Genomic DNA, 14,750 nt, shown 5'->3' on the forward strand with positions numbered 1-14,750 from the left:
AAGCATCCACGGCCCGCAAACCATTGCTATGGGCAGTTTGACTCGGGTTAATTCAATTTTGGAGCAATTCTTTAACGAATGGTTAACTTGCGCCAAACAAATGCGTCTTCAGCAAACTCTTGCTCTGCACCAGTCAATAGCATTAGGTGCGGCACATGCTCGAAACAGCAAGGGAACAGGAAAGGGCCATCATGATCAGATCCATGACCGGATTTGCCTCGGGGAAGGGAACTTTCGGACCGCACAGCTGGTCGTGGGAACTTCGCAGCGTAAACGGCAAGGGGCTGGACATGCGACTGCGCGTGCCCGACTGGTTGACCGGTCTCGAAGTCGCGTTGCGGGCGTCGCTGTCCAAATCCCTGAGCCGGGGAAACGTGACCCTGTCGATGCGCTTGAACCGCGAGGATTCTGCCCCGGACCTGGCCTTGAACGAAACCGCGATGGCTGCGGCCCTGACCGCTCTTGAACGAACGGAAGCGCTGGCAGCTGCGCGCGGCATCACGCTTGCGCCGTCGCGTGCGTCAGATCTTTTGGCGCTCAAGGGGATGATGGATGCAGGAACCGAGGCCGACGATCCGGCACCGCTTGTTGCTCATCTGACGTCCGAATTCAAAGATCTTCTGGCCGCGTTCATAGATATGCGCAAAACCGAAGGGGCAGCTTTGGCGGTGGTCTTGAACACGCAACTGGATCGGGTCGCGGAACTGACGACGCAAGCCGCGGCCATTGCCGAGCAACGCAAGGACGAGATGACCGAGGGGCTGCGTGAGAATCTCGCGCGGGTGCTGGAGAACACGCAAGGCGCGGATCCTGATCGTGTCGCGCAAGAGCTGGCGATGATCGCGGTCAAGGCGGATATCACCGAAGAAATCGACCGCCTGACCGCGCATGTAGGGGCCGCGCGTGAGTTGTTGGCACAGGACGGGGCCGTGGGCCGCAAGCTGGATTTCCTGATGCAAGAGTTCAATCGCGAGGCCAACACGCTGTGTTCCAAGGCGCAAAGCTCGGACCTGACATCGGTCGGGCTGGAACTGAAAGCGGTGATCGATCAGATGCGCGAGCAAGTGCAGAACGTGGAATAAGAATGGGAACGACTGACATGGCGGACCGCCGAGGCCTACTAATCATCCTGTCTTCTCCGTCCGGAGCGGGCAAATCGACCCTGGCCAGACGGCTGATGGCCTGGGATACGGATCTGGAATTCTCGATCTCGGCGACGACCCGGGCTCCGCGCCCCGGCGAAGAGCATGGGCGCGAGTATTTCTTCCTGTCCGAGGACGAATTCAAACAGCAGGTCGCTGATGGGCAGATGCTGGAACATGCCCATGTATTCGGAAACTTCTATGGCTCGCCTGCCGAGCCGGTCAAAAATTCGATCAATGCCGGCAAGGACGTATTGTTCGACGTCGACTGGCAGGGTGAAGTGCAGATCCGAAATTCGGATCTGGGCAAGCACGCGTTGTCGATCTTCATTCTGCCGCCGTCCATCCCCGAGCTGCGCCGCCGGCTGGAAACGCGCGGGCAAGACAGTGATGACGTTATCGGCCGCCGTATGCTCAAAAGCTGGGATGAAATCAGCCACTGGGGCTATTACGATTACGTCCTGATCAACGATGACCTAGAGGCAACCGAAGAAAAGCTGAAAACAATCGTCAGCGCTGAGCGGATGCGCCGCATTCAGCAACCCAGGTTGCAACAGCACGTCCGCAAGTTGCAGAGAGAATTCGAGGGACTGTCATGACCATTTACGCTTTGGGCGAGCACGCTCCGCACATTCACGAGGACACCTGGGTCGCGCCCGATGCCAATCTGATTGGCAAGGTTGTGCTCGAGAAGGGGGCCTCGGTTTGGTTCGGCTGCACGATTCGCGCGGATCACGAAGAAATCCGGGTCGGCGAAGGCAGCAACGTTCAGGAAAACTGCGTGATGCATATCGACGCCGGCTTTCCCCTGACGATTGGTCGAAATTGCACCATCGGGCACAAGGTGATGCTGCATGGCTGCGCCATAGGCGAAAACACGTTGGTCGGAATGGGCGCAATCGTTCTGAACGGGGCGAAGATCGGCCGGAACTGTCTGATCGGAGCAGGGGCCCTGATCACCGAGGGCAAGGAAATTCCCGACAATTCGCTTGTCATGGGATCGCCGGGCAAGGTCGTGCGCCAACTGGATGAGGCCGCGGCCCAAAAAATCACGTTCAGTGCGCTGCACTATCAGGAAAACATGCGCAAATTCCGTGAAACCCTGAAACCTGCGCTTTGACGCGGCGGAATGAGTGGGTTTTGAACCATGACCGAAGACGTTCTTGAGGACATTGTTCTTGCGATCCCGTTGCCGGCGCTGATGGTGGATCAGACTGAACGGATCATTGCCGCGAACACGGATGCAACGTCTCTTCTGGGCCAGAACATTGTTGGACGTCATTTTGCGACCATATTGCGACAGCCGCAGGTTCTGGACGCGATCGAGCAAAGCCTGACAAGCAAAAGCGCAAAGAAAGCACGTCATCTGTCCAATGACGGCGCGCAGGACACAACATACACAGTCGAATGCAGATACATGAACGGTGTCGCTTCCGAAGGGGCCGTCATGGTCACGTTTCAGGATACCACCCATCTGGAACACGCCAGCCAGATGCGACGGGATTTCGTAGCCAATGTCAGCCATGAATTGCGCACGCCGTTGACCGCCTTGATGGGTTTCATTGAAACCTTGCGTGGTCCGGCACGCGAAGACCCCGAGGCACGGGATCGGTTCCTCAAGATCATGGCCGATGAAGCCAACAGGATGAACCGTCTGGTCGGGGATCTGTTGTCGTTGAACCGGGTCGAAAGCGAAGAACGTGTTCGACCCAGGCAACAGCTGGAGCTTACCGGTCTTCTTCAATCCACGATAAACTCTTTGCGGCCCCTTGCGGAAGACGCTGGCGTGGTTCTGTCGCTGGACGTGAAAAACGGTCCGCTTTCAGTCACCGGCGACGGTGATCAATTGCGACAGGTTTTCACCAATCTCATCGAGAACGGGATCAAATATGGCGCTAGTGGCGGCAGCGTCACCGTACGTGTCTTGCCTGTGGACAGGGATCCGGCGATGCGCGGCCCGGCTGTCCGAATCCAGTTCATAGACAAGGGGCCCGGCATAGATGCCGTTCACCTGCCGCGCCTGACTGAGCGATTCTATCGCGCCGACAGCCACAGGTCGCGGCAACTGGGCGGAACGGGGCTTGGTCTTGCGATTGTGAAGCACATCGTCAATCGCCATCGTGGAAGACTTCGCGTCGAAAGCGAATTGGGAAAAGGCTCTGTTTTTACAGTTGTTTTACCTCGTTGAAACAACTTGGAATGCAAGTCTGCTTTTATTCTGACCCTTTGGGGCATTGGCGTTTCTTTGAATAAAACGCAAAAAATCGCCTCCTGTCATAAAACCGTTACGCATGTGTCACAAAAGGCTTACGCACGAGCCATAGGGGTCCCCGCAGGATCATCATGGTGGTGATCAAGCATACCTTTTCAGGGAGACTGAAATGTCCTTTGTAAAACTGTCGGCATCTGCGCTGGCTATCGCTGCCGTCTCGGCGACCACTGCTGCGGCGCGTGACAACGTTCAGATCGCCGGTTCGTCGACCGTTCTGCCTTATGCCTCGATCGTGGCCGAACTGTTCGGTGAAAACACAGACTTTCCAACTCCGGTTGTTGAATCCGGCGGGTCGTCGGCTGGTCTGAAGCGTTTCTGCGAAGGCGTTGGCGAAAACACCATCGACGTTGCAAACGCGTCGCGCGCGATCCGTGAAAAAGAGATCAAAGCCTGCGCCGAAAACGGTGTGACCGACATCATGGAAGTCCGCATCGGTTATGACGGCATCGTATTCGCAAGCCAGCAGACCGGGCCTGACTTCACCGCGTTCGAGCCGTCCGACATTTTCAACGCACTGGGCGCAAAAGTTCTGAAAGACGGTCAGATCGTTGACAACCCGTACAACACTTGGGCCGAGTTCAACCCGGACCTGCCCGATGTTGAAATCGCAGGCTTCATCCCGGGCACCAAGCACGGCACCCGCGAAGTGTTCGAAGAAAAGGTTCTGCTGATCGGTTGTGAAGAAACCGGCGCCATGGAAGCCATGATTGCTGGCGGCATGAGCGAAGACGATGCTGAAGATGCCTGTCTGGCGGTTCGCACCGATGGCAAATCGGTCGATATCGACGGTGACTATACCGAAACCCTGGCGCGTATCGACACCAACCCCAACGGTATCGGCGTGTTTGGTCTGGCGTTTTACGAGAACAACACCGACAAGTTGAAGGTTGCCACCATGTCGGGTGTCGCACCGTCGACCGAAACCATCTCGACCGGCGAGTATCCGGTTTCCCGCCCGCTGTTCTTCTACGTGAAGAAAGCTCATATCGGCGTGATCCCCGGTTTGAAGGAATACGCGCAGTTCTTCACCCATGACGAAATCGCCGGTCCGTCGGGCCCGCTTGCCAACTATGGCCTGGTCGCCGATCCTGAACTGGCAAAAACTCAGGACGCAATCGCCAACGAAGTCACCATGGGTTCGGGCAGCTGAGCCTGACGTCAGTGTAACGCAAATGGGGGCGACGGATCAGTCGCCCCTTCACTGTCTTTTTACTACTCGCAATCGAAGGCAATGGGGGTGTCATGCCGATACTTTGGCTCTTTCTGATCGTTTCGGCGATCGCGGCTGTCGGCTATCTGTTGGGACGTACGCGCGCACTGCAAAACGCAGGGGGTGACAGTCGGAACCTGCATTCCCTGCCATCTTTTTACGGTGCAAACGTTGCACTGAAGACACTTGTGCCGGCCTTCGGTCTCTTGATCGTGTGGCTGTTGGCGCAGCCTTTCTTCCTCAATGCGCAGGTGTCGGACATGATACCGGACTCCGTGATAAAGGAAGGTTCCTCCCGCAGCCTGGTGATGGCCGAAGTACGCCGCACCGCTGCCGGGCTGGACAACGCGGTTGCGCAAGGCACTCTGACCCAGAACGCCGCCAGTGATGCCGATGCAAATGTCGCCGAGATCACCCAGCTTTTGAAGGACGCGGGGCAGGTTGTGACTTCGGACATCACCCAACCGGTACTGCGCGCTGCGCAGAGCTACCGCGCCATGAGCTCGACCGGGTACGCAATCATGTCCGTTGCCGTTGTCGCGTTTGCCTTGATCGGTGCCGTAGCGGGCTGGTTGCAAACCAACGCCGAATACCGTGCGCGCAACGTTGTGGAACAGGGGGTCCGTGTCCTGCTTCTGGCGGCCGCGTCGGTTGCAATCCTCACAACGGTGGGCATTGTCCTGTCTCTTGTGTTCAACACCTGGGAATTCTTCAAACTGTACCCGGCGTCAGATTTCTTTTTCGGCATGACCTGGGCACCCAGCTTTTCGGGCCGCGGCGGGTTGTCCGAACTCGGTATCTTGCCGCTGCTGTGGGGGACGCTCTACATCTCCGTCGTGGCGCTGCTGGTTGCAGTGCCGATCGGATTGTTCGCCGCGATCTATCTCAGCGAATACGCTTCGTCCCGCTTGCGCTCTGTCGCCAAGCCGCTGCTTGAGGTGCTGGCCGGGATTCCGACCATCGTTTACGGTCTCTTCGCCTTGTTGACCGTCGGCCCGCTGCTGTTGGACGTATTTGGTGAAAGTGGCCTGGGTTGGATGAAAGCCGGCACTGCCGTCATGACTGCGGGTCTGGTGATGGGGATCATGTTGATCCCGTTCGTCTCATCACTGTCTGACGACATTATCAACGCGGTGCCGCAGGCAATGCGCGACGGTTCTTATGGCCTTGGCGCCACGCAATCCGAAACCATCCGTCAGGTCGTTTTGCCCGCCGCGTTGCCCGGCATCGTCGGCGCGATCCTTCTGGCGGCATCGCGCGCCATCGGCGAAACCATGATCGTGGTTCTCGGGGCAGGGGCCGCGGCCCGCCTCAGCCTGAACCCGTTCGAAGCCATGACAACTGTGACAGCCAAGATCGTCAGCCAGTTGACGGGGGACGCCGACTTTGCCTCACCCGAGGCGCTGGTCGCCTTCGCACTTGGCATGACCCTTTTCATTCTAACCTTGGGGCTTAACGTGTGTGCCCTTTATATCGTGCGCAAGTACCGGGAGCAGTACGAATGACCGACACCAGTATGCAAAGCCCCCAATCCGGTCGCCATACGATCTCGCTTACGGCTTCGGATGAACGCACGAAGAAACGCGCCAAGGCCGAGAAACGGTTCCGTGCTTATGGCATCGCCGCAATCGCAACCGGTCTGTTCTTTCTGGTTGTTCTGTTTGCTTCGATCCTGTCGCAGGGGATTCCGGCCTTCCAACGCACGGTCGTCAGCATTGATTTCACACTGACCGAACCGCAGCGGGACGAGGCCGAAGGGGCCCTGTTCAAGACAAAAGTCTATTCCAACCTGTTCGTCGCCCAGTTGAACAGTGAACTTGCCGAACGCGGAATCAGCGTTGATTTTGATGAGGCCGCGATCGAGCGTCTTTTGGGAAAAGTCGGCGGGACGATCCGGACCTTCTATACCGAAAATCCAGACAAGCTGGGTGAGGCGGTCAGTTTCGATCTGGCGGCATCCAGCCGGGTGGACGGGTATTTCAAAGGCCGCGTATCCCGCGACACGATACAGGACAGCCGGTTTCTGCAAAAAAGCGATCTGGATCTGGTCGATGCGCTGGAACAGGCAGGCATCATCAGGCAGGCATTCAACTGGCCCTTCATCACCGGCGCGGACGCAGGCGTGGACAACCCCGGCGGCGCAGGTATCGGTGTCTCGGTTGTGGGTTCATTCTTCATGATGCTGGTCGTTCTGTGTCTGTCGCTTCCGATTGGCGTTGCAGCTTCGATCTACCTCGAAGAATTTGCGCCGCAGAACAAGCTGACTGACCTGATCGAAGTGAACATTTCGAACCTGGCTGCGGTTCCGTCCATCGTCTTCGGCATTCTGGGCCTGGCCGTTTTCATTCAGTTCATGCACCTGCCGCAATCGGCACCGCTGGTCGGCGGTCTGGTTCTAACCCTGATGACGCTTCCGACGATCATCATCTCGACCCGTGCGTCTTTGAAGGCCGTGCCTCCGTCGATCCGCGATGCGGCGTTGGGGGTAGGGGCGTCGAAAATGCAGGCGGTGTTTCACCACGTGCTGCCACTGGCTGCGCCGGGCATTCTGACAGGTACCATCATCGGTCTGGCGCAAGCCTTGGGAGAAACCGCGCCCCTCCTGCTGATCGGCATGGTTGGATTTGTCGCGCGCGGATATCCCGACGGCTTTCTTGCAGGCTTTACCGAGCCGAACTCGGCCATGCCCGCCCAGATCTATACATGGGCCGCACGCGCTGACGCAGGCTTTTACGAGAAGGCGTGGGGTGGGATCATCATACTTTTGATGTTCCTGCTGACCATGAATATCATCGCAATCATCTTGCGCCGCCGCTTTGAACGCCGCTGGTAAATGGGGGCTGGAATGAACGACATGACACGAGTGGAGAGAACCGTGGACTCCAAAGACATCAAGATCAACGCCAAGAACGTACAGGTTTTCTACGGTGATACCCATGCCATCAAGGACGTGAGCGTTGAGATCGAAGACAAGACCGTGACGGCCTTCATCGGGCCATCTGGTTGTGGCAAGTCCACCTTCCTGCGCTGCCTGAACCGAATGAATGACACCATCGATATCTGCCGCGTCGAAGGCGACATCCTGCTGGATGGTGAAGACATCTATGACAAGCGTGTCGATCCGGTCCAGTTGCGCGCCAAGGTCGGAATGGTGTTCCAAAAACCCAACCCGTTCCCGAAATCGATCTATGACAACGTGGCCTATGGCCCGCGCATTCACGGCATGGCCCGCAACAAGGCGGAACTGGATGAAATCGTGGAAAAATCCCTGCGCCGCGGCGCGATCTGGGATGAGGTCAAGGATCGTCTGGATGCACCGGGCACCGGCCTTTCCGGCGGCCAGCAGCAGCGTTTGTGCATCGCCCGGGCCGTCGCCACCGAACCCGAAGTTCTGTTGATGGACGAGCCGTGTTCGGCCCTTGATCCGATTGCGACAGCACAGGTCGAAGAGTTGATCGATGAACTGAGGTCGCGGTTTTCTGTTGTGATCGTCACCCACTCGATGCAGCAGGCGGCACGGGTCAGTCAGAAAACGGCCTTCTTCCACTTGGGTAATCTGGTTGAATTCGGTGAAACCGGCCAGATCTTTACCAATCCGATAGATCCGCGCACGGAAAGCTACATTACAGGCCGTATCGGCTAAGCACAGGTATCTGACAATGAGCGAACAACATATTGCCACTGCTTTTGATCGCGACCTCGAGGCGATCCAAGCGCATATCATGAAGATGGGCGGGCTGGTCGAGGCCGCCATCATAGGCGCGGCCCGCTCGCTGGAAACCCGCGATGAAGAGTTGGCGCAAGAGGTGCGAAAAGGCGACAAAGCCATCGACGCGCTTGAAGAACTGATCAATGAAGAAACCGCCAGGTTGATTGCGCTGCGTGCACCCACGGCCGGTGACTTGCGGCTGATCCTGTCGGTTCTGAAGGTATCCGGCAACCTTGAGCGCATTGGCGACTATGCCAAGAATATCGCCAAACGAACCACGGTTCTGGTCAATGCCAGCGAGATCTCCGGAAGCGCTGCGGCCTTGCGCCGGATGGCACGCGAGGTCGAACGGATGCTGCGTGATGCGCTGGATGCCTATATTCAGCGCGATGCGGAACTGGCCACAGACGTCATCAACCGCGATGAAGAAGTTGACCAGATGTATAACGGCCTTTTCCGGGAATTTCTGACCTTCATGGCCGAAGACCCACGCAATATCTCGGCCTGTATGCACCTGCATTTCATCGCCAAGAATATCGAACGCATGGGCGATCACGTAACCTCGATCGCCGAACAGGTTGTGTACCTGGTCACCGGCGACCGCCCGACCGAGGCTCGGCCCAAAGCCGACAACACGTCGCAAACCGTGTAGGAGGCGAGCGAGATGTCCGCAGATCAACCTACCGTTCTGGTTGTAGAGGATGAAATGGCTCAGCGCGAAGTTCTGGCCTACAATCTTGAAGCAGAAGGATTTCGGGTTTCAAAGGCTGCCAACGGTGAAGAAGCCATGTTGTTGGTGGATGAAGACAGTCCGGACATCATCGTCCTGGACTGGATGATGCCCAATCTGAGCGGTATCGAGGTCTGTCGTCGTCTGAAAAGCCGCCCGGACACGCGTTCAATCCCGATAATCATGCTGTCGGCCCGGTCCGAGGAGGTGGACAAGGTTCGCGGTCTTGAAACCGGGGCGGATGACTACGTGGTCAAGCCATACTCCGTGGTCGAGCTGATGGCGCGCGTGCGCACGCAATTGCGCCGCGTCCGTCCTTCGACAGTTGGTTTGCGCCTGGAATTCGATGACATTATTCTTGACTCCGAGACGCATAAAGTCAGCCGGGACAACAAACCACTCAAGCTCGGGCCGACCGAGTTCCGGCTTCTCAGCACGTTCATGGAAAAGCCGGGCAGGGTCTGGAGCCGCGAGCAATTGCTGGACCGGGTTTGGGGCCGCGACATCTATGTCGATACCCGAACGGTCGATGTGCATATCGGGCGTCTGCGCAAAGCTCTGACGCAATATGGCGGAACCGATCCAGTGCGAACCGTCCGCGGCGCAGGATACGCATTGGGGTAGCTATTTGGCGTGGGCTTGTAGCGTGCAAACCGTTTGAATTTTAACAGGGGTCGCACTTCGTTTGTGAATTCACCATGCTCACCTAATGGTCGCATAATTGGTATTATGGTGAATATTGTCCGCTTGTAACTTGACCGCAAAGTGAACACGTTGACCAGGACACACAAGATTTGTTTTGGGGTGCGCTATGGAGCTCAGAGATAGAACTGTCATCGTGACCGGCGCCGCAGATGGCATTGGCCGGGGTTTGGCGGAACGCTTTGCTCAGGAAGGTGCGCGCGTCATCTGTTCGGATATTGACGCAGCCGGAGCCCGTGACATCGCAACCCAAACTGGCGGCGTTGCCTTCACATGTGACGTCTCGGATGAGGATCAGATCAAGGCGTTGATTGATTACACCGAAAACACTGTCGGCCCAATTGATCTGTTCTGCGCAAATGCCGGCATCCTGACGCTTGGCGGTCTGGATGTTCCGGACGATCAATGGGAAAAAATTTGGAAAATCAACGTGATGTCACACGTGTGGACAGCGCGACATCTGGTGCCTCGCATGATCGGTCGTGGCGGCGGTTATATTTTGACGACGGCCTCTGCGGCGGGTTTGCTGAACCAACCAGGTGCGGCGCCATACGGCGTCACGAAACACGCGGCGGTCGGATTTGCCGAGTGGCTGTCGCTGACATATGGCACCAAAGGTCTGCGGGTCTCGGTTCTTTGTCCTCAGGCGGTTCGGTCGCAGATGACTGAAGGGCACGAGGTTTCAGTGGCATCGATCGACGGAATGCTGGAGCCCGAAGACGTCGCTGAAGCCTGCGTACAAGCCATCCGGGAAGAACGGTTTCTGGTTCTTCCACATCCGCAGGTTCTGGATTATCTGCAACTCAAAGCGGCCGATTATGATCGCTGGCTGGGCGGAATGCGCAAGTTGAATCAACGCTTTACGCCAGATATTTAACGTTTTCCCTGCGCCTTCCGCATAAGACCTTCCTGAGCCACCGACGCGACAAGGGTTCCGTCTTCTGAATAGATCGAACCACGATTGAAGCTGCGTCCCTGCCCCGTCCACGGAGAATCCATCACATACAGATGCCAGTTCTGAAATTTAACGGGTGCATGAAACCACAGAGCATGGTCCAGGCTGGCGCCGTTGAACTCTCCGGAAAACCAGCTCAGCCCGTGAGGTCGCAAGCCCGACGACATGAGGTTCATATCCGACGCATAGGCCAACAGAAGATGTTGAGTTTTCGCATCCGCAGACGCGGCGGCCGCCATTCGAAACCATGTCTGGTTGCGGTCGTCTGACACTTCGGGGTTGAACGGATCCAGATGATCCACCTCGCGGACTTCGATCGGGCGTTCACGCAGAAGTTCACCGCGAAAACCTTCGGGCACGCGATCTACATATGCTTGTCGAAGCTCGGAGCGGGATGGGTATGTCTGCGGAGGATTCACGGTTGGCATCGGATGCTGATGATCCCAACCTTCATCCTGAACGTGAAAGGATGCCGACATGTTCAGGATCTGTTTGCCATTCTGAATGGCAACGACGCGGCGGGTAGTGAACGACCCCCCGTCCCGCGCCCTATCAACTTGATAAATAACGGGTTTATCTGGGTCTCCAGGGCGAATGAAATAAGCGTGCAGGGAATGGCACAACCGGTCTTCCACGGTTCTGTACGCCGCGGCCAAGGCCTGCGCAATGACCTGACCGCCGAAAATCCGGGTTGGTGTTTCTCCACCTGATCCTGTGCCGCGGAAAAGATCGACCTCAAGCCGTTCGATATCCAGAAGATCCAGTAAGATGCGTTCCGCTTCGGTCATTGTTTGCTCTCAGGCTGATTATTCGAGACCCGGGTATCAGCCTGAGCAAGATCATTCAATCATGGCGGCGTGCACCAATGCCTTGAGTTCAGCCCGGGATGGATAGGAACTGGACGGCGACAGTTGCGTTAAGAACACAGCCGTCAGGTCGTTCTGCCAGTCGATCCAGAAATAGGTCGAGGCCATGCCCCCCCAGCTGAAATCACCAACGGAACCGGGCACACGCACCCGACCCGGATTCAGAACAATCGATCCGGCAAGGCCAAACCCCATGCCTTCCATCGGCTGTTCTGCAAAGCTCTTTGGTCCCATCGAAGCGATATCACCCGGCAAGTGGTTGCGCATCATGAAGTCCACCGTTTTCGGGCCAAGCAGTTGATGGCCATTTCCGGCCCCTCGATTACGTAGCATCTCGACGAATTTGGCATAGTCGTCGATTGTGGACACCAGCCCGCCGCCGCCTGAAAAGGTCGTCGCGTTCTCGAATGGCGAGCCCTCGTAAGAATCGATCAATCGTAGTGGATCACTTCCTTGGTCAAGCGAGTTCAACGCCATCGCATCGCCGGCCAGCGGCGTGTAAAGGGATGCGAACCGGTCCCCTGCCCCGGCTGGTACTGAAAACCCGGTTTCGCGCATCTCGAGGGGCGCCAAGATTTCCTGCCGGAAAAATTGTTCCAGGGTCTGTCCCGAGACGACCTCGACAACGCGTCCAAGCACGTCGGTTCCGACAGAGTATTCCCACCGTGTTCCGGGTTGGAATGCCAAAGGTAACTCTGCCAGGTCACGTACGCGATCTTTAAGAGGCCCTTGATCCGGTTTGAAGATAAGACCCTTTTCATCCATCGCGTCCGGTAGAATCCCGGGATTGAACGGATAGCTGAGACCACTGGTGTGGGTGAGTAACTGATGTAGAGTTGGGGGGGCTGCGTCTTCGGTTTGATCCAGCCTTTCCGCGCCGGGTACCAGAGCCTGCATCTGATTGAATTCGGGTAGGAAATCGGACAGAGGCGCGTCAAGGTGAAACAGCCCACGTTCCGCCAATATCATCAAGGCAACAGAGGTGACGGGTTTGGTCATCGAGTAGATGCGCACCAGCGTGTCGCGTTGGAACGGTAGAGCCTCTTCCAGGTTTCGAAGACCGCTGGAGTGAAAAAAGAACTCATCCCCTTTGTGCTTCAGCAAAAAGGACGAGCCCGCGTATTTACGCTGATCAACATAGCGGTCCATCCAGATACGAATCCGGTTCAGACGCGTTTCATCGAACATGGCTTGTTTTCGAAGCATTTTTTGAGTTCCACCAGAAGTTGATTAATATCGTGCATGAGTGGGGCCTGAAACAACAGCAGAACCCGGGCTGAAATGAATGGTTATACAAGCAGAGCCAAGAGGCACGCCTTTCATCCAGGTGATACAATGAAACCGATACAGATTCGCTTGTAAATTGTTGGATGGGGTCATGTCGGACCGGCCTGGAGGAACATCATGACGCAAAACATAGATTTCGTTTACGATTTTTGCAGCCCGAATGCCTTTCTGGCTCACAAGATGCTGCCAGAGCTCGCCGCGCGGCATAATGCCAGGATCACGTATTCCCCTGTCCTTCTGCCTGTTGTTTTCAAGGCAACACACAACCAGAGCCCGTTTCAGGCGTTTTCCGAGAACCGTCAGAAAACTGCCTATCTTACCCATGACTTGCATCGGTTCGCGCGACGTCGCGGGCTGAGCTTTCACATGAGCCCGCATTTTCCGATCAATACGAAATTTGCGATGCGTGGCGCCCACTTTGCCAGAGGCAAATCATGGGAAAATCGATATATAAGCGCCGTTTTTGATGCGATTTGGGTGCATGGACAAAAAGCTGACGAGTTGGCTGTTCTCGTCGATATTCTGCAAGAAAACGAACTGCCGGTTCGCAAGCTGCGCGAGGCCATGACAAGCCCTGAAATCAAACAGGATCTGAAGGATCAGACCAAATCGTTCGTGCGACGCGGCGTTTTCGGCGTTCCCAGCCTGTTTTACGGGTCTGAAATGTTCTTTGGCAAGAACAGCTTGCCGAACCTGGAAATTGAGCTGTCGAAACACAAGAAACGGCACAAATCCAACACGTTGTGACCGGGTTCAGCTCTGACCGCAGCGTGGCTTAGAAGGCTTCGGCAAAGATATTGCCCGACGTAACTACGTTGATCCCACCGGAAACCGGGATAATCGAACCGGTTACGTAACTGCCGCCGCGTCCGCACAGAAACAGCACACATCCCGCTATATCTTCATCACAGCCGACGCGCCCAAGCGGCACTGACTTGCCGACCTTTTCACGCTTGACCTCATCCGCCGTAGCAAAGGCTGTCATCCGCGATACGAACGGCCCCGGAGCCAGCGCGTTGACCGTCACGTGGTAAGGCGACAGTTCCTTGGCCATGATTTTCGTCAGATGCAGAACCGCAGCCTTCGAGGCTGAATAGCTGTAGGCGCCATCCCCCATGGGGACCTCTCCCATCACGGACCCGACATTCACGACCCTGGCCGGATCGTCTGCGGTTCCGGATTGCATCAACATCGGCAGCAGCCTCTGGGTAAGCTCGAAAACCCCGGCCACGTTGACCGACATCACCTTGTCCCACGCGTCATACGGAAACTGCCCCAAGGGTGCACCCCAGGTCACGCCAGAGTTATTCATAAGAATATCAAGCCTTTCCGTTCGGTCCTGAATGTCTGAAACCAGTTTGGCGATACTTGCCTCGCTGCCGATGTCTCCGGCAAACCCCTCGGCACTTCCCGGTGCCTCCAGCGCATTCAACTCGGCGGCGGCCGCGACACACGCGTCCCCGTTTCGGGAGGCAATCAAAACACGCGCACCGGCTCTGACCAGCGCTTCAGCGGCCATTCGACCGATACCCGTGGCGCCGCCTGTTACCAATGCGGTTTTGCCGGGCAGCGAGAAAAGGGTATCCGGGGTCATTGTCGTGTTCCTCTGCCAAATCTGATTTCGTTTGCATTCCGACCCGGTTCAAAGCCTTATCGTCTTTGCGGCAATCAGCCGCCCGCTGCGTTGACACGAACCCGGGTTGCACCAAAACTTCACACGACAATCTACAATCGCATCAGAGACGGTTTGCAAGTATTACTCAGCGTCGCAAGGGGCCGACCGAAAACCCCGGACAGTTCCTGTTTTCAGATCGTGAACTCGACGGCAATGCGCCTGAAATCCTGTTTTCCCAAAAACGAAAAACGGACGTAAATAT

15 protein-coding genes are annotated in these 14,750 nt (G+C 56.6%); 12 read left to right on the forward strand and 3 right to left on the reverse strand.

Annotated elements, in window-relative coordinates:
- Positions 1-191 precede the first annotated feature (191 nt).
- The 11 genes from AC2FFD_RS16210 (at position 192) to AC2FFD_RS16260 (ending at position 10,642) form a co-directional block, all read left to right on the forward strand.
- The gene (locus tag AC2FFD_RS16210) at positions 192-1,082 is read left to right on the forward strand and encodes a YicC/YloC family endoribonuclease (RefSeq protein WP_496873556.1); all 891 of its coding nucleotides are present in this window, start codon (positions 192-194) and stop codon (positions 1,080-1,082) included.
- A 17-nt stretch (positions 1,083-1,099) separates the two neighbouring features.
- Positions 1,100-1,741, forward strand: a complete 642-nt coding sequence (gene gmk / locus AC2FFD_RS16215) for a guanylate kinase (protein WP_170344277.1) — start codon at positions 1,100-1,102, stop codon at positions 1,739-1,741.
- Positions 1,738-2,262: a gamma carbonic anhydrase family protein gene (locus AC2FFD_RS16220; protein ID WP_480684331.1), complete on the forward strand. Its 525-nt coding sequence runs from the start codon at positions 1,738-1,740 to the stop codon at positions 2,260-2,262. Before gmk ends, AC2FFD_RS16220 begins: the two co-directional genes overlap by 4 nt.
- Positions 2,263-2,289: 27 nt before the next feature.
- On the forward strand, positions 2,290-3,330 hold the full coding sequence (locus AC2FFD_RS16225; RefSeq protein ID WP_480684332.1) for a sensor histidine kinase: 1,041 nt from the start codon (positions 2,290-2,292) through the stop codon (positions 3,328-3,330).
- Between the two features lie 193 nt (positions 3,331-3,523).
- Complete coding sequence (locus AC2FFD_RS16230; protein WP_496873557.1) at positions 3,524-4,564, forward strand: substrate-binding domain-containing protein; 1,041 nt, start codon at positions 3,524-3,526, stop codon at positions 4,562-4,564.
- Positions 4,565-4,656: 92 nt separating this feature from the next.
- Positions 4,657-6,129 carry a phosphate ABC transporter permease subunit PstC gene (pstC, locus tag AC2FFD_RS16235; RefSeq protein ID WP_496873558.1) on the forward strand — a complete coding sequence of 491 codons (1,473 nt, stop codon included), beginning with the start codon at positions 4,657-4,659 and terminating at the stop codon, positions 6,127-6,129.
- A complete protein-coding gene (pstA, locus tag AC2FFD_RS16240; RefSeq protein WP_425078259.1) occupies positions 6,126-7,457 on the forward strand; it encodes a phosphate ABC transporter permease PstA in 1,332 nt (443 codons plus the stop codon). Before pstC ends, pstA begins: the two co-directional genes overlap by 4 nt.
- Positions 7,458-7,469: 12 nt before the next feature.
- Complete coding sequence (gene pstB, locus AC2FFD_RS16245; protein WP_496873559.1) at positions 7,470-8,267, forward strand: phosphate ABC transporter ATP-binding protein PstB; 798 nt, start codon at positions 7,470-7,472, stop codon at positions 8,265-8,267.
- Positions 8,268-8,283: 16 nt separating this feature from the next.
- Positions 8,284-8,985 (forward strand): phosphate signaling complex protein PhoU, encoded by a 702-nt coding sequence (gene phoU / locus AC2FFD_RS16250; RefSeq protein ID WP_170344289.1) that lies wholly within the window; start codon positions 8,284-8,286, stop codon positions 8,983-8,985.
- 12 nt (positions 8,986-8,997) lie between these two features.
- Entirely contained in the window at positions 8,998-9,687 is a 690-nt protein-coding gene (gene phoB, locus AC2FFD_RS16255; protein WP_170344290.1) for a phosphate regulon transcriptional regulator PhoB, read from the forward strand.
- 187 nt (positions 9,688-9,874) lie between these two features.
- Positions 9,875-10,642, forward strand: coding sequence for an SDR family oxidoreductase (locus tag AC2FFD_RS16260; RefSeq protein WP_496873560.1), 768 nt, complete (start codon positions 9,875-9,877; stop codon positions 10,640-10,642).
- Here the strand turns inward: AC2FFD_RS16260 and AC2FFD_RS16265 are convergent.
- Together AC2FFD_RS16265 and AC2FFD_RS16270 are read right to left on the reverse strand one after the other, a co-directional pair.
- The gene (locus tag AC2FFD_RS16265) at positions 10,639-11,508 is read right to left on the reverse strand and encodes an acyl-CoA thioesterase (RefSeq protein WP_257600729.1); all 870 of its coding nucleotides are present in this window, start codon (positions 11,506-11,508) and stop codon (positions 10,639-10,641) included. The two genes, AC2FFD_RS16260 and AC2FFD_RS16265, sit on opposite strands and share 4 nt — an antisense overlap.
- A gap of 51 nt (positions 11,509-11,559) precedes the next feature.
- On the reverse strand, positions 11,560-12,792 hold the full coding sequence (locus AC2FFD_RS16270; protein ID WP_496873561.1) for a serine hydrolase domain-containing protein: 1,233 nt from the start codon (positions 12,790-12,792) through the stop codon (positions 11,560-11,562).
- 198 nt (positions 12,793-12,990) lie between these two features.
- Here AC2FFD_RS16270 and AC2FFD_RS16275 point away from each other — a divergent pair, with 198 nt between their 5' ends.
- Positions 12,991-13,620, forward strand: coding sequence for a 2-hydroxychromene-2-carboxylate isomerase (locus AC2FFD_RS16275; RefSeq protein WP_170344296.1), 630 nt, complete (start codon positions 12,991-12,993; stop codon positions 13,618-13,620).
- Between the two features lie 28 nt (positions 13,621-13,648).
- Here the strand turns inward: AC2FFD_RS16275 and AC2FFD_RS16280 are convergent, their stop codons facing one another.
- Positions 13,649-14,467 (reverse strand): SDR family NAD(P)-dependent oxidoreductase, encoded by an 819-nt coding sequence (locus tag AC2FFD_RS16280; protein WP_496873562.1) that lies wholly within the window; start codon positions 14,465-14,467, stop codon positions 13,649-13,651.
- Between the last annotated feature and the right edge of the window lie 283 nt (positions 14,468-14,750).

The sequence above is a fragment of the Ruegeria sp. YTSC002 genome (assembly GCF_059609845.1).